Annotated in this window: 15 protein-coding genes, 1 tRNA gene and 1 pseudogene; 11 read left to right on the top strand and 6 right to left on the bottom strand. The window is 35.8% G+C overall.

Annotation, left to right across the window (positions count from 1 at the left end):
* Positions 1-7: 7 nt before the first annotated feature.
* From H0Z36_RS02655 to istA, 4 genes are all read right to left on the bottom strand, one after another.
* Positions 8-1363, bottom strand: coding sequence for a transposase (locus H0Z36_RS02655; RefSeq protein WP_296863858.1), 1356 nt, complete (start codon positions 1361-1363; stop codon positions 8-10).
* Between the two features lie 145 nt (positions 1364-1508).
* Positions 1509-1670 (bottom strand): hypothetical protein, encoded by a 162-nt coding sequence (locus H0Z36_RS02650; RefSeq protein WP_296863876.1) that lies wholly within the window; start codon positions 1668-1670, stop codon positions 1509-1511.
* A 209-nt stretch (positions 1671-1879) separates the two neighbouring features.
* Positions 1880-2650, bottom strand: coding sequence for an IS21-like element helper ATPase IstB (istB, locus tag H0Z36_RS02645; RefSeq protein ID WP_296863645.1), 771 nt, complete (start codon positions 2648-2650; stop codon positions 1880-1882).
* Positions 2647-4122 (bottom strand): IS21 family transposase, encoded by a 1476-nt coding sequence (gene istA, locus H0Z36_RS02640; RefSeq protein ID WP_296863644.1) that lies wholly within the window; start codon positions 4120-4122, stop codon positions 2647-2649. Before istA ends, istB begins: the two co-directional genes overlap by 4 nt.
* A 167-nt stretch (positions 4123-4289) precedes the next feature.
* On the opposite strand from istA, the gene H0Z36_RS02635 reads away from it, so the two are divergent.
* From H0Z36_RS02635 to H0Z36_RS02615, 6 genes are all read left to right on the top strand, one after another.
* Positions 4290-4736: a hypothetical protein gene (locus tag H0Z36_RS02635; protein ID WP_296863642.1), complete on the top strand. Its 447-nt coding sequence runs from the start codon at positions 4290-4292 to the stop codon at positions 4734-4736.
* A gap of 213 nt (positions 4737-4949) precedes the next feature.
* Positions 4950-5438 carry a DDE-type integrase/transposase/recombinase gene (locus tag H0Z36_RS10635; RefSeq protein ID WP_366508851.1) on the top strand — a complete coding sequence of 163 codons (489 nt, stop codon included), beginning with the start codon at positions 4950-4952 and terminating at the stop codon, positions 5436-5438.
* Entirely contained in the window at positions 5374-5718 is a 345-nt protein-coding gene (locus H0Z36_RS02630) for an integrase core domain-containing protein (RefSeq protein WP_296863640.1), read from the top strand. The genes H0Z36_RS10635 and H0Z36_RS02630 overlap by 65 nt, the downstream gene beginning before the upstream one ends.
* Before the next feature lie 160 nt (positions 5719-5878).
* The gene (locus H0Z36_RS02625) at positions 5879-5992 is read left to right on the top strand and encodes an HNH endonuclease (protein WP_296863638.1); all 114 of its coding nucleotides are present in this window, start codon (positions 5879-5881) and stop codon (positions 5990-5992) included.
* Positions 5993-6012: 20 nt separating this feature from the next.
* Positions 6013-7716, top strand: a complete 1704-nt coding sequence (locus H0Z36_RS02620) for a DUF262 domain-containing HNH endonuclease family protein (protein WP_296863636.1) — start codon at positions 6013-6015, stop codon at positions 7714-7716.
* A gap of 183 nt (positions 7717-7899) precedes the next feature.
* Positions 7900-8115, top strand: a complete 216-nt coding sequence (locus tag H0Z36_RS02615) for a hypothetical protein (protein ID WP_296863635.1) — start codon at positions 7900-7902, stop codon at positions 8113-8115.
* A 388-nt stretch (positions 8116-8503) separates the two neighbouring features.
* Here the strand turns inward: H0Z36_RS02615 and H0Z36_RS02610 are convergent.
* Together H0Z36_RS02610 and H0Z36_RS02605 are read right to left on the bottom strand one after the other, a co-directional pair.
* Positions 8504-8579 (bottom strand) — tRNA-Ala (locus tag H0Z36_RS02610).
* A 70-nt stretch (positions 8580-8649) separates the two neighbouring features.
* Positions 8650-10382 (bottom strand): annotated as a pseudogene (locus tag H0Z36_RS02605) (AMP-binding protein).
* Between the two features lie 568 nt (positions 10383-10950).
* Between H0Z36_RS02605 and H0Z36_RS02600 the strand changes: the two are divergent.
* The 5 genes from H0Z36_RS02600 to fetB all read left to right on the top strand — a co-directional run bounded on the left by H0Z36_RS02600 (position 10951) and on the right by fetB (position 15040).
* A complete protein-coding gene (locus H0Z36_RS02600; RefSeq protein ID WP_296863633.1) occupies positions 10951-11931 on the top strand; it encodes a copper amine oxidase N-terminal domain-containing protein in 981 nt (326 codons plus the stop codon).
* Positions 11932-11970: 39 nt separating this feature from the next.
* Positions 11971-12549, top strand: coding sequence for a hypothetical protein (locus H0Z36_RS02595; RefSeq protein ID WP_296863631.1), 579 nt, complete (start codon positions 11971-11973; stop codon positions 12547-12549).
* A gap of 239 nt (positions 12550-12788) precedes the next feature.
* Positions 12789-13487 carry a hypothetical protein gene (locus H0Z36_RS02590; RefSeq protein WP_296863629.1) on the top strand — a complete coding sequence of 233 codons (699 nt, stop codon included), beginning with the start codon at positions 12789-12791 and terminating at the stop codon, positions 13485-13487.
* Between the two features lie 127 nt (positions 13488-13614).
* Entirely contained in the window at positions 13615-14268 is a 654-nt protein-coding gene (locus H0Z36_RS02585) for an ATP-binding cassette domain-containing protein (RefSeq protein ID WP_296863626.1), read from the top strand.
* Positions 14252-15040, top strand: coding sequence for an iron export ABC transporter permease subunit FetB (gene fetB / locus H0Z36_RS02580; RefSeq protein WP_296863624.1), 789 nt, complete (start codon positions 14252-14254; stop codon positions 15038-15040). The genes H0Z36_RS02585 and fetB overlap by 17 nt, the downstream gene beginning before the upstream one ends.
* The last annotated feature ends 39 nt before the right edge of the window (positions 15041-15079 follow it).

The following is a 15079-nucleotide window of genomic DNA, read 5'->3' as shown; positions in this document are numbered from 1 at the left end:
TATTAACTCAACTTTCGTAGCAGAAATTACTGAACAACCTCTGGATATACAGGGGCTGAGCAGCAATCCAGAACATTACTTGACATGAAACAATTTTTGCTAGTTCCTTGGGAACATTATCAAGCAGCATCATGCAGTAATACATTAACTGCCTCAAGGCTGTTTCATAATCTAAATCTTGTATCTCTTCGCAGCAAAGGAAGAATAAATCTCCAAAACTGCGGTAATCTTGGTTGTGACGACGTTCCCATTCCAACAGAATATATCTGCTGAAAACTATCGTTGTATGGGCTATGAGCATGTCATAACTTCGACCCTGATACTCGGTTCCAAGTTTCAAAAGGCTTTTTGAAGACTTGAAGAAAACTTCAATCTCCCAGCGCATACCGTAAATACGGATGATTTCTTTATCATCCAATGAAAGGTCAGTTGATGCTATAACAAGCCATTTGTTTCTATTGTTATGATGGCGGATGAAGACCAATTTTACCGAGATACCGCTTTTTGTTTCGCACAACAATGAGCCGATAATATCAGACTTATTTTCTGAATACAGGCATTTGCGAATTTCGTCAAGTTTCATCAGTTGCCCATTGTAACGATAACGATGATTGTTCTTAACCATGCCGATCACATGAAGACCAATAGCTCCTAGATCCTTAATCATGGGTTCGTTGGTAAACCATGTGTCCATAAGAACGTAATCAGCAGTAATACCGATATTTAAAGCGTTTTTAATCAGCTTAAGCACAACATCGGGTTTGGGCATCATAGCTTCAAGACGACGTTTAAAGCCATGACTGCGTTTGTCGATGGAAGCAGATACCCCGTTATAACGGTTTGTTTCTTTGGCAGAACTTAGCATGGCAAAATCTACAGGAATAAAGCTATAGCCTTCAGTCCAACCCAGAGTCAGCATGTTGAAGCCTTTTATGAAACGGTGCTTGCTGTGGTCAAATACTTTAGCTAAGAGCTCTGCCTTTTTACTGCGATTTCGTGCAATAGGGGAGTCGTCAATAATAAAAGCTCGAACTCTTTTATCCGATGTCAGGTGGTCAAATTTATCGGTGACTTTGGACGCCAACATAAGCAGGAAGCGTCTCCATGCATAGTGTGGATTGTTTAAGAAATTGTAATATACATCTTTCTTAGGTAATCCTTGACCACGTTTGCTCTCCAGGAATCTATACTGATTCTTGCCAAATAGAGCTAGCAGGAAAATAAACTCGAAAATCTGCTGAACACTGACACCGCGCGACTTTCTAATGTTAGCTGCACGAAGCAGTTGGTTGATTTTAAGCTCTTTAAAGAGTCTATTAATTTCATTAATAACCTTTTCAGACGGATTGATTTGATGTAACATTAACTTGTGCATCCTTTCTGTTTGGAATGTTTTGTTTTTTTACCACTTTACATTTTACCAAACGTGGATGCACTTTTTGTGTCAATACAGGTTTTTTTACTGTTTATTTTATTGTTTTTTCGGGCTTTTCAGCCAGTTTTTTTGGTCAGAAAGTTGAGGTTTTAACTTTAGTGTTCCAGTCTTCCCGGTAGATATATTTGCGTATTGTTTTTCTATCCTTCTGAAACTCGCGTGCTATTTCGCTGATATTTTGCCCTTTGATAAAGAAAGCTTTTCTGATATCATCAATTTGGGTCATTGTGAGCATCCTCCATTCCTCCCTTGCAGTTAAGTTGTCCCTAACTACAAGGGTAAAATTTTTTTAGGGGTGCCTGCAATGACCTTTGCAAATTTGGGGATTTTTGAGTTGCAAAAGTGGGGATTTTATTTTGCAACTCTGTCCATTTTTATTATGCAATAAACAACTGAGCCACCTTGCCCAGACTTTGTTAATATCGTTTTATGAAATTTAATTTCCTACTTGTCATTCTCACCTTCTTTTAAAGCTTTAGATTTTTTTAATCTGTCTTTTAGTCGGTATGATTGAGCATTCATATTCAGAATGTGAGCATTATGAGTTATTCGATCTACCAGGGCTGCAGTCATCATGCTGTCGGGAAAAATCTCTCCCCACTTGGAAAACTCAAGATTGGTGGTTATGATCACACTCCCCCTTTCGTTCCTATCTGATAAAACATGAAATAGTAATTCAGATTGAGCCCTTGTAAAACTAAGGTATGATAGTTCATCCAGGATTAATAAATCCGATTTGTTTAAGTTACGAGTTATCTTACTTAATTGTCTATCTTGCTGGGCTTCACCAAGTTCAGTGACTAGATTTGCAGCAGTGTAATAACTTACTCGATATCCGAGCCCACAAAGCCTTCTTCCTAAACCTATGGCCAAATGTGTTTTCCCAGATCCCGGATTTCCGATCAGAATTATATTCTCTTTACGCTCCACAAACTCTCCATTAGCCAGTTGCCATATATATGCTTCTTCTACATTGGGTAAAAGATCAAAATCAAACATATCCAGACTTTTGTCTAAAGCAAAATGTGCTTGATGAATCCTCCGTTTTCTCTGGTTTTCTTCCCTTTGTTTCAACTCCCGACGTAAAAGTTCGCAAAGGAACTCTTCATATCCCCAACCCATTTCTTCTGCCTGTCTTACTACGTCTGAATACATGGCTAATGTGGGCAGTCTTAACTGTTTGGCATAAAGACTAATAACATCTGAATCAGTCATAAGCGATCACCTCCTGTACAAAGTATGTCGTAGGCTTTAAGATCGACCGTTTGTACAGCTGGTCCCATATTATTAATCTTTATTACCTTAAGTTCAGTTTCGTTGAGGTAGAATTGCACTACATCCACCGAATACTGATTGTTTGCATCTGCTTTTCGAATAGCATCGGCTACTTTTTCGTATCCATAATCAATAGCCAAACGTAAAAGTCTTACCATGCTTTTTTCCGGATTATTAAGTTTACGGGAAAATATCTCTAATTCCTCGGGTAACCTGGCTTCTTTAACCGGTTTTGCATGGAAAACAGATCGAGGTCGCATTTCGATTAAGGGTAAGTAGTGTTCAAGTTGATATCGGGTCTTGTACTTTTGATAGCATCGCTCATGAGAAGCGATTAGTTCTCCCCTGTAATAGATTTGTACTTCAAAGGAAGTAGCTCTTACTGTTACTGTTCTTCCAGACCATTTTACCGGTACAGAGTAGTGGTTGGTTTCAAAAGTAACGGTAGAGAAGTAATCAACTTTACCTTCTGCTAGTTTTGCTGCTTCATAAGGTCTTCCTGGCAGAGCGGTAAGGGCTTGTCTTTCTTGTTCAAAGGCTTCTTTTACTGATAATTCCCGGCCTCTAACGTGATGGACTTCTATGTATTTATTGCATCGCTTAATTAGTAATTGATTAAGTTCCTCCCAGTTTTCTACCCGGGGAAGGGGTACAAGAAAATTACGCCGAGAGTAACCGACCAGGTCTTCCACCAGCCCTTTTTCATGTCCTTCTCCTGGATTACAAAAACGGGAATTATATACATAATGAGCACGAAACTTAGCAAATTTATTTTGTTCTCGGGCAGTTTTCCCCCAGCCTTCCTTTACTGCAGTTTTAAGATTATCGTAGATAATATCTCTAGGTACTCCACCAAAAAATTTAAAGGCTCTTTGATGTCCTTCTAAAAATGCCTCCTCTCTCTGAGATGGGAATGCAAAAACAAAAGGTGTACAGCTAGAACACAGGCGCATACAGAAGAGATTAACTTCTGTCTTTTGTCCAGCTATATAGGCTATAGCCGTTCCCCAGTCAACCTGTGCTGCTTCGCCCGGGGAAAAGGATAATGGTATAAATACCTTAGGCATCTTCTCCTTCATTTCATGTACTACTCGGCGAATGGTAGATTCTCCACCAGTAAAGCCAAGTTCTTCAGTTAAGCGATCATATATTTTTTTAGCAGTATGTTTTTGCTTTTTTACATCCTCCTTTTTATCTTCATCCAGACAATCCTGAATAAAGGCTCGAATTTCCGGGGTTACAACAGAAGGCTTGCGTTTACTATTCTTCCTTTCTCCAGGAAGATTATTTCCATTGCAATAACGCCTTACTGTATTACGTGAAATTCCTAATGTTTTTGCAATTTGCCTTTGAGATAAACCTTCTATTACGTACAATTCTCTGATAAGCTTATATTGATCCACTCTGATCACTCCGATCCCCCCACATCATTATGTCTTCAACTTTAATGATATGGGATTGGTCTGCAGGGTGGATCACTTTTTTATGATCATTTTGTTTTTATATGGTTCATTTTTAGTTTAGCGTTTGCACTACGTTTAATATTGAAAGGGAATTACAGAACCTCATTGAAAAAAATATGGAGAAATTCTTCGAGGTACGCTTTCTTTGTTCGGAATACATTACAACATATGGAGGAAGAATTGATTCATTAGGTATTGACGAAAATAACTGTCCGGTGATTTTTGAATACAAGAGAGCCATTAATGAGAATGTAATAAATCAAGGCCTTTTTTATCTTGATTGGTTGCTTGACCATAAAGTTGACTTTGAGCTTCTTGTAATGAAAATTCTAGGCAATGAAAATTTTGATAAGCTTGATTGGAGTATGCCAAGACTCATTTGTATTGCCAGTGATTTTACGAAATTTGATGAGTATGCAGTAAAACAGATAAATAGAAATATAGACCTTATTCGTTATAAAAAATTTGGAAATGAGCTAATTTTACTTGAACTCATCAATTCAAATACTACAAAACCTGTTAAAGACATTTCTGATAACAACTTCAAAACGAACCACAGATAAAACATTTAATGAACAATTACAAGCGACAGATCCTAAACTTAAGGAATTGTATTATGCTATAAGAGATTATATATCTATTTAGCCCCCTAAAACCTTTGGAGAAAATCTGTCTAATATGATAATCTTTGAGCAAATGGGGGTAGATATTAATGAGCAGTAAAAAACAGTACAGTGATGAACTAAAAGAACAAATTATTAAAGAATGTAGGGAAACTGGTAATAATCCTTATAATATCCGGCGATGGATTTCCCTATGGATATAGAAAAATAAATGCAGTACTAAGGAAACAATATGGCATAGTAATAAACCATAAGAAAACTTACAGATTAAGCAGAGAGCTTGGCATACTAAAACCCCAGAGAAAAATATATCCCAAAAGGCCAAGGAGGTTAGCCAAAAAGCAAGAGATTACGGGTTCTAATCAATTATGGAAAATAGATATAAAATACGGGTACTTAAAGGAAACTAAAAAGTTTTTTTATCTGGTATCGATAATAGATGTTTTTGATCGCATGATTGTAGATTATTACCTGGGATTAAATGCGACCGCTTCAGATTGCAGCCGTTTACTTAAAAATGCCCTTGCTAATAGAAATTTATTGTGTGGCAACAATTTGCCGGTAATAAGAACCGATAATGGTCCCGCAGTTTATAGTAGCCAGGTTCGAAAAAACCTGCCAGGAATTAAAACTGGTTCATGAGAGAATACCTATAAAAACTCCTAATATGAATGCCCATATAGAAGCATTTCATTCTATTTTGGAAGAAGAATGCTATACCTGCAATGAATTTTTAAATTTCAGGGAAGCGTATGAAATTATAAGCCAGTATATAGAGTATTATAACAACCGGAGAATACATGGAAGTCTTGGATACTATATACTCCTGCTGATTATTATGAAATTCACAGAGATAAAAATATTTTGGTACAGGTTGCTTAACAGAGTTTTTTATAAGTATTTTGAAAACTTATTTCTCTAGTAGTCTAATTTTATGTAATTTTTAAAGAGCATTAGATTTAGACAGATTTTTTACATAAATAAGGAGCCAAGGCGATTTTACAATAGAATTAGACTTCATTCTGCTTTGGGTTATAAAAGTCCGGAAGAATATAAAAACGAGAGAAAAACGTCTAAACTATGTGTCTAATTTAACGGGGGAACCCCATATTGAATGGTTATCAAGAGGTGGAACTGATACTATAGATAATACTGTGGCTTTGTGTCCCAACTGTCATAGAAAAATGCATGTTTAAAAGAAGAAAGGAAGTGTAGTGTGTTGGCTCAAGGAAAGATTGAGGCTAATAAGGTTATATTTCAGAAAATATTTTCGGAGGACTTTTGGTTTGTGATACCGGAATATCAAAGGTCTTATGTCTGGCAATCAGATAATATTTTTGAGCTTGTTGAAGACTTATATTTCGCTTTTAAAAATAAGCCAGAAAGCGAATATTTCTTAGGCTCTTTAGTTTTAAAGAGAGTAAGGAATAGTTCTTATCCTGAATATGAAGTATTGGACGGTCAGCAAAGACTAACAACTTTTTTTATTATGATGGCAATTCTAAGGGATATAATTTCAGATGAACGTGCTAAGAATACAATTCATAAAAAGATATATCAGGAGGAAGATAGGCTTGAAAATATACCGGCTAGGATGCGTATTACATATAAAATAAGGGATAATGTTGAAAATTTTATTAACAATTTTCTAATCGAGAAAAACGGAACAACTCGTTTAGAGGAAATAAAATCATATTTAGATAGTGATAATGTGTCATTAACTAATATGGCTAATGCAATATTAGTTTTAAGAGAACTTTTGATTGAAAAGCAGCAGGAAGTTGATTTGTTGGATTTTATCAGGTTTATTTTTAATAACGCCCTTTTCATTTATGTTTCTACTGATAATACTGAAGATGCATTCAGAATGTTTACCATTCTTAATGATAGAGGAATACCATTAACTAATGCAGATATATTGAAATCACAGAATATAGGTGCTTTAACAACTGAAAAAGAAGTAAGCAAATATGCAAAAATATGGGAAGAAATTGAAGGAAAACACGGAGAAAATTTTGACCGTTTTCTCCAGTTTATCAGGACAATTCTAGTTCAGGAAAAAGCAAGGGCTAATCTGTTAGAAGAATTCAATGAAAAAATTTATAATGTTAAGTTACCAAATAAACCTAAACTAAAAATGGGTAAAGATACTTTTGAATTAATTGATAAATATAACACTATTTATGAGAATATAATTGAGTTGCAGGAACCTTCACTAAGTAATGAATATAAAAATCTCATTACAGTAATGAGAATAGGATTACGTTCTGAGGATTGGATACCGCCGCTCATGTATTATTGTTGTAAGTTTGGTATTGATAAAATTGATAAATTTTTAAAGAAATTAGAATATAAATTCACAGGAGATTGGGTTTGTGGGGTCACACCAACGTTAAGGTTGGATGCAATGAATAATATATTAAATGCAATTGAGAATACAGATGCCCGGAATCTTGATGACCTTTTAGATAATGAAAGTCTATTTAATATTGACACTGAGGAATTTAGAAAAAATATTGAAGGGAATATATATAAAAAACAGTATGCAAGGTATTTGCTCTTAAAACTTGAGTATTTAATGAGTGATAATACTGTTCATTTATCAGGTTATAATTATATAACTGTTGAACATATTTTACCTCAGAATCCATCAGATAACAGTCAGTGGAGAAAGGATTTTACTGATGAGCAAAGGGAATATTGGATAAATAAACTTGCTAACCTTGTATTAATCAGCCAGAAGAAAAATTCTGCTTTAAGCAATCTTGATTTTGAGGAAAAGAAAAAGGTTTATCTGAAAAATAGGATAGATGCTTTCCATGCAAACAAGGTATTTATTGAACAAAACTTAAAATGGACGCCTGAAGTGCTAGAGAAAAGACAAAAGGAACTGGTTAGGTTATTGATTAAAAGGCATTGAGATATTTTTTAGGGATTAATATGAGCTAGGAGTTTAATATATCATGAAGAGGGATAAAAATCATTTTCGAGGCTGCTTCTTAAGTGGAGGAATTGGTAATGCCATGGGGTGTTCTGTTGAGTTTTTAAAGATAAATGAGAATGGTGAAATCATTATCCTGGCTGTTAGGAGGTATGTTTTTAGATGGATAACAAGTACAGACTTGCAAAATTCATAACAATTATTAGAACAGTGCTTATATGGCTTCCCATCTTCTTTGCAATTGTAACTGGGATAGTTGGAACCGTTTTATCACATGAGTTTCGTTTTGACTACTTGATGCCGGCTGATTTGTTCCCTGTAGCGCTGGCGGGTGGATTACTATTTTTATTTATGGGTGGCTATGTGGGTAAAGCTTAATAAAGGTCTCATTGGCTAAAGTTTGGTTGCGATGACAGGGTTCCTTGTTACTAGTCAGGTTGTTGCTGTTGCTATTGTAACCGGTCTGCTCATGGCGAATATGAACCAACAGGTTGGAGAGTAGTAATGGTCCTTGCTTTTTTTACACTTTTTGCTTTGACGAATATTGTGCTTGGTATTATGGGTATACGATTGTTTCGGAAACTATAATATAGGATTATAGAAACATATCTATGTGTTTTCTTTTGATGGCTTTTTGCCGTTCGAAGCACGTGGAATCAGTAGCATTGATTAAAAAAAAACACAGTTAGAAGTTGAACGTGGAATTGAAAGCAATAAGTGAAGATAAAAATGCACCTCTTATGAGGTGCTTAACTTATCTTATTTTTGGTGGAGACGATGGGATTCGAACCCACGACCCCCTCGTTGCGAACGAGGTGCTCTCCCAGCTGAGCCACGCCCCCTCCAAAGCAATAATAACATATGTTTCTGCGTTCAATCCAGACTTTTTTGTATAATCTTGCCTTTAACAACCTAGGAATACAGGTGTTCTATTTCATCAGCAAATCTCTCTATAACTACACGTGTTTTGATCTTCTGGGTTGGTGTTAATTCGCCCCGGCTTTGCGTCAGTTTGCGCGGCAATATTTTAAAGCGTTTTATCTGTTCATAGTCGCTCAATTCACTGTTGGCATTGTTTATAATTTGCTCAATCATCTGGATGATGACTGGATTATCATAAATGTCTGATCCCACCTGGACACAGGTAGTTAGGCCGTTGATTTCTTCGAACACAAGTTGACTTTCATCGAAGGAGAGCCCTTGGGTCCGAAACATATTAATGATTATATCCCAGTTAGGAACAATTAATGCTGTTATATACTTACGCTGGTCTCTAATGACTACAATTTGGTCAATCAGCATGTTTTCGAGTACTTTAGCTTCGATACGTGCCGGAGCCACGTTTTTGCCAGTATCAAGTACGACAATAGATTTTTTGCGGTCTATAACTCTAACAAAACCATCTTCGTCCATTTCAATGATATCACCGGTACAGAAATAACCATCCTCCGTAAAGGCTCCTATATTGGCTTCCGGATCGTTATAGTAAGAATTTATAATGCCTTCACCTTTAATAAGGGCTTCTCCATCTTCGGCTATTTTAATATCCACACCCGGGCAGGGCGGAGCATTCCAGCCAATCTTGACTGCACTGGCGTAGCCTACTGCACCGTTACACATGGTCTCTGTTAGTCCCCAGCCGTTCAACATAGGAAAATCTAAAGCACTCCAGGTCAGATGGAGTTCAGGATTAAGGCTTGCCCCTCCTACTGCACAAAATCTTACACGTCCTCCCATTATAGCCCGCACTTTGTCAAATACCAGTTCCTTGGCTTTTAGGTAATCTTCACGCAATTGTCCTTCCAAGATTTCCAAAGGATCTTGTATCATATTTATTTTACCGTGCTCATCGGTGCGGGCTACAACTACTTTCTTACCAACTTCCAACGTCCATTCCCAAGCTTTTTTGCCCTCTTGTGTGGAGCAGAATGCATTTTCAATACCGTTCAAAAGACGTTCATACATGCGGGGAACCCAGCACATCCAGGTAGGACATATGTAAGCTATATCCTCCATTATGGTTTTTGGGCTTTGGGCAAATCCCATAGCTCCCCCTGCTGCAATAATGACAAAATATCCGTAAGTACGCTCCATTACATGGGCAAGGGCATAACATTGAAATATACATCCTCGCAACTGATAGGGGTACCGCCTATTGCACACATCTTAAGACCGCGCCATATAGCCCAAACACAGTTTTTTTGCGTAAATCTGGCTGCTTTCAACCTTCCGGTAGTACCCGATGTATAGATAATGGTAGCACCATCGCTACCTTTTAATGATAAAATCCGTTCATCCAGAGCGTGCGGATGGCTGGAAGCATAGGATCTGCCAAGGGTGCGGAATTCTTCCAGGCTCCAGGTCTTTTCACCATCTCCCTGATATTCGCCGTTCAGACATATAATGCCCTGGAGAGTGGGTAGCTGCGGCCAAAGTCTTTCTAACTGGTGAAGCATTTCCGGGGTGCCAACAAATGCAAACTTGACTTGGGAGTGATTGATAATATACGTTATCTCATCATCGCTCAAGGTAGGAAAAATAGTAACAGTAGTTCCACCTGCCATCATATTGCCTATGTCCGCCCATGCCCAAGCAGCGCAGGTTGGGGCAAAGATGCAGTTTCTATCATTGATGGATATTCCCATGGCTAGCAGGGCATTTGCAATTTCACGGGAGATTAGATTCTATTCGGAATAAGTAACTGTTCGCCAGGTATTACCATCCTTGAAGATATGGGCGGGCCGGTTGCCTGCGTGCTTGACAGTGTTCATAAAGGTCTCAGGAATAGTCTCTGTAACCTCTACATAATGATCAAGTATTGGCCAAGGTTGAAATCGCCTATTGTCCATCTTATCCCTCCAATATAAAAATTTTGATAAACGAGATAGGGTATGCCCAAAGTTTAACCATTAAACTTAACCTGCTGGATAGGTTTATTATTAAAATATCGCTTCGTATATTTTTATATAATAGAAATTTATATTTTTATTATATTGTGAAATATATATTTGTCTATGTGTTATTTAAATTTGTTATTTTACGATAAATAAATTTTTTTAATAATAAAGCCTGGAGATTTTACTCCAGGCTTCAGGCTATCAACAAATACTTTGTCGACAGCCTGGCACCGCTTATAAGAGCGATGTATAATTTTATTAATATTATAATTTAGTAATATAAAACATTTAAAAATAAGAAAGGAGCGTATAATCTATGAAAAATAAGAAGGGTTTATTCGTTGGTTTACTTTGTGTAGTATTTTTATTCAGTGCGATTAGTGCAAGTATAGCGTGTGAAAATTGTAAAACTACAGAATTAAAAGCACCTAACAAAATAGTAATATTCAAAATAGGAGACAGTTATTATTATGAGCAGAATATAGATACTAAAGTTAAAAACAAAGTAAAGATGGACACTGCACCTTTTATAAAAAATAGTAGAACTTATGTTCCGGTTAGATTTTTAGGAAATGCATTAGGTATAGATGATAATCATATAGGTTGGAATGGAGATACTAGAGAAGTTATTTTAGAGGGAGCAGCTAAAATTAGGTTAAAGATAGGAAGTAAGGTAATGATAGTAGATAATAGGAGAGTAGTGATGGATGTGGCTCCTATAATATCTAATGCTAGAACCATGTTACCTGCTAGATGGGTAGCAGAGAATTTAGGATTCAAAGTAGATTGGGATAATGCTAATAGGTTAGTAATAGTATATCCTAAAGAAAAATCTAGACCTACTAATGATGATATAAGTAATATAACAGGTAAGCAATTAAAGATAGATTTAAATTTTAAGAATGGAGTAAGTGAAGAAGAGAAGATATATGTAAGAGATTTTTATAAGAATTTATATAATTCTTGGAATGACCCGATGTATAAATTTTATTGGGGAGAAGAGGGGTTGAAGGAGTTACACACTTTTTATAGAGGTATGAATCCTGAAGCAGCCTTGAAAGCACATTTAGATAAAACATATGGTTCTGGAAATTATATAATGGATAAGAGATTATTTTGTGCAATAAAAGATATAAGGTATGATGTTCCACTTTTTATGTTTAACTGGCATATTATAGTTCCTAGTGAAAATATAGTTTATATCTATAGAATAGACAATTATATTGACCAAAAGACCTTAGAGACTAAGTTTGAGTTTGGGATTTCAATGTATAGAACTGCAGACGAATTACTGTAAAGGACGGTGGAAATAATGAGATATAAGAGATTTGTAAGTGTGGGTTTATTGGTATTATTTTTAATCTCTATATTCCCATTAAATGCCTTAGCAAATGTTTATACACCTTTAAGTAAAGAGGTTAAAAATATGCTAGGTGATAATCCATTAATATCATCAACTGGAGTAAAAGTAGAACCTTGGTATATTGTTCCTGACTCTGAATTAAAGTATATAAAAACTAGAAATAGTCCTAATCCTTACTATGTAGACCCAGAAACTAGTAAAATATATTATAATCCTAATTTTAATGAGAAAAATGAGTATATCGGGGATTTAGATTTAAAATATATAAAAGAACCTATTACAGAATTATATTTCTTTGAAAAATCCACATATGCTACACCTAAAACCAATATTCGTTGGAGAACAAAATCTTTTGAATTTTTAGTTTTTGATAATTGTGGGTTTACCAGAGATGGTAAATTTTATAGTAATAAATTATTATATCATTCTGAACCAATTCAAGACATTGAAGACATTGGGACGTTTCAACCGTCTGGTATAGTAGACAAAGGCTCGTGTTTTTTTATGTTTCATGGCAGGGAAGCCGACGGAAAAGCCCCCTCGTCTATTTGATAATTACATCTAGGAACAATAGAAAACCAAAACCCCAACCCAGCCATTCATTAAATTTGGTAAACAAAACTGCCTAACAAACCATTGCCGAATTTTTACTTATTTCCAATATTCGATTTTTTCTCTAAAACCATTTTTCTGAAGAAGATTTTTTACATGATTTAAAATCTCTTTCCTTATCGCCAATCAACAAGACAATGGAAACGTCCCCTTGTCCCCATTTAGGACTGGGAGAACTTTTGCAGGAGATACATAAGAGAACGGATAAACCTGTGGCAGTTATTACAAATGGTTCACTTCTGTATGATCCTCAGGTGCAAGCTGAACTCAGCAATGCGGATATAGTTTTGCCAACATTGGATGCATATGATGAAGTATCTTTTAAAAAAATAAATCGTCCTCATGGAAGTTTAAAATTTTTAGAAGTAATCAAGGGACTCGAAGATTTTTCAAATAAGTACAAAGGGCAGCTATGGCTAGAAACCATGCTTGTAAAGGGTATCAATGATGATGATGAGAGCCTGAAAAGATTTTTAGAGATACTAAATACAATTAAATATGAAAAATTATATTTAAATACACCAGTGCGTCCACCTGCTGAACCTGATGTCCGTGCAGTAGATCATGAAAGGATGGAATATGCAGCAAAATTTTTAGGCGGAATTTCTATCGATTTATTAGAGTCGCAGGGTTTTTATAGTGAGATAGAGGATGATTATGAAGCTATTTTCAGTATTATCAGGCGGCATCCCATGAATCAATTTGAGATTGAAAGTTTTTTGAAAGCAAGGGGTAAGATAGATAACCAATGGATTTTTAGTAAATTAAAAAATGATAATGCAGTTACTGTAATTAATTACAAAGGGTATGATACCTATAGATTAAAATGGATGAGACTTATGTTTGAGAGTCGGACTTATTGTCCGGCTTTTTTTTAGATGTTAAATATATAATGAAAAGAAATTTTATTAGAATAATAATATGATAATATTATGAATTGAATTGATATTGAAAATAACGCATAATGTAGCTATCGATACTTGCTTGGAAGCGGGGTAAGCTAATATGTTCGAGTTTGTCAATGTAAAATACAAAGAAATAGTTGATCTTCCTTCGTTTTGTATTGAAGAAGGAAAAGTAACTACTCTTGTAGGGCAAAGTGGCAGCGGCAAGACTACTATATTAAAGCTTTTAAACAAAATGATTTCTCCTACCCAGGGCAAAGTTTTATTTAAGGGAAAGGATTTAAAAGAGATAAATTCGGTATTGCATCGCAGAAATGTTGTTATGCTGACGCAAAATTCTGCCATTTTTCCGGGAACCATCAGGGATAATTTGAACATTGGACTGATGTTTCAAGAAAAAAAAGAAGCAGATGATGAGGTTCTCAAACAGATTTTAAAGAAAATAATGTTAAGCAAAGATCTTGATGCTCCGGTTGCTACTCTTTCTGGGGGGGAAAAACAAAGGTTGGCTTTAGGACGCTTGCTTTTGCTCAATCCTGAGGTATACCTTTTGGATGAGCCTTCTTCGGCTTTGGACGATGAGACAGAGGAAATAATTATTAAGATGCTTATCGAACATGTTCACATATATAATAAGACGATTATAATGGTAACTCATTCTAAGAATATAGCTGAAAAATATTCTGATACTATAATCGAAGTAGAAAGAGGCAGGATTGCAGGCAGGAGGGAAGTTAATGCACGGCATCATTGATTTAACAATATTTCAAATACTCCTGGCTTATATTTTTGTGCTAATTTTATTAGCAATTGTAAAGGCACGCGGAATTAAGCGGGAGAAAGAAATAATTATCGCTTCGTTAAGAATGACACTGCAGCTTGTGCTGGTAGGATACATACTTGTATACATATTTAACAATCCAAGCCCTTTTATAACAGTTTTAATAATTTTTATAATGGAAAGTTTTGCGATTTATACTGTATTAAAGCGTTTTTCGGAAGGACTCTTTCCTGCTTTTAAGAGAGTTATTGTATTTTCTATGAGTACAGGAACTATAGCATGTATATTTTATTTTCTTTTTTTGGTAGTTCAGGTTTCTCCCTGGTATGATCCTCAATATTTTATACCTATTGCCGGCATGTTAATAGGTAACTCCATGACCGGTATTTCACTAGGGGTAAAATCTTTGCTGGAAGGAATGAAAACCCAGAAAAATCTGGTAGAAGAAGCACTGGTATTAGGAGCTACCCCTCAGGCTGCTACTAAAAAGATAGTTGATGATTCTTTTGATGCTGCTATTATGCCTACAATTAATTCCATGTTGGGAATGGGAATAGTGTTTTTGCCTGGCATGATGACCGGACAAATTCTTTCCGGTACTGCTCCTACAACGGCCATAGCCTATCAGATTGCTATAATGCTTGGTATCTTGGGAGCAGTTGCATTGAGTGTTTTCGTTATGCTTCAGCTTGGTTATCGCACCTTTTTTAATAAAGAAGATCAGCTCTTTTATGATTTATTTTAATATCTCCACTAATAATCGGAGATTATGACAAGATGCTGA

This window comes from Thermosyntropha sp. (assembly GCF_017656155.1).
Classification (GTDB): Bacteria; Bacillota; Syntrophomonadia; order Syntrophomonadales; family Syntrophomonadaceae; genus Thermosyntropha.
This window is presented reverse-complemented; position numbering and strand designations above follow the sequence as displayed.

Coding starts and splice junctions, on each gene's coding strand:
- H0Z36_RS02655 (WP_296863858.1), bottom strand. CDS start 1,363: ATGTTACATCAAATCAATCCGTCTGAAAAGGTTATTAATGAAATTAAT.
- H0Z36_RS02650 (WP_296863876.1), bottom strand. CDS start 1,670: ATGCTCACAATGACCCAAATTGATGATATCAGAAAAGCTTTCTTTATC.
- istB (WP_296863645.1), bottom strand. CDS start 2,650: ATGACTGATTCAGATGTTATTAGTCTTTATGCCAAACAGTTAAGACTG.
- H0Z36_RS02635 (WP_296863642.1), top strand. CDS start 4,290: ATGGAGAAATTCTTCGAGGTACGCTTTCTTTGTTCGGAATACATTACA.
- H0Z36_RS02630 (WP_296863640.1), top strand. CDS start 5,374: ATGGTCCCGCAGTTTATAGTAGCCAGGTTCGAAAAAACCTGCCAGGAA.
- H0Z36_RS02615 (WP_296863635.1), top strand. CDS start 7,900: ATGGATAACAAGTACAGACTTGCAAAATTCATAACAATTATTAGAACA.
- H0Z36_RS02600 (WP_296863633.1), top strand. CDS start 10,951: ATGAAAAATAAGAAGGGTTTATTCGTTGGTTTACTTTGTGTAGTATTT.
- H0Z36_RS02585 (WP_296863626.1), top strand. CDS start 13,615: ATGTTCGAGTTTGTCAATGTAAAATACAAAGAAATAGTTGATCTTCCT.
- fetB (WP_296863624.1), top strand. CDS start 14,252: ATGCACGGCATCATTGATTTAACAATATTTCAAATACTCCTGGCTTAT.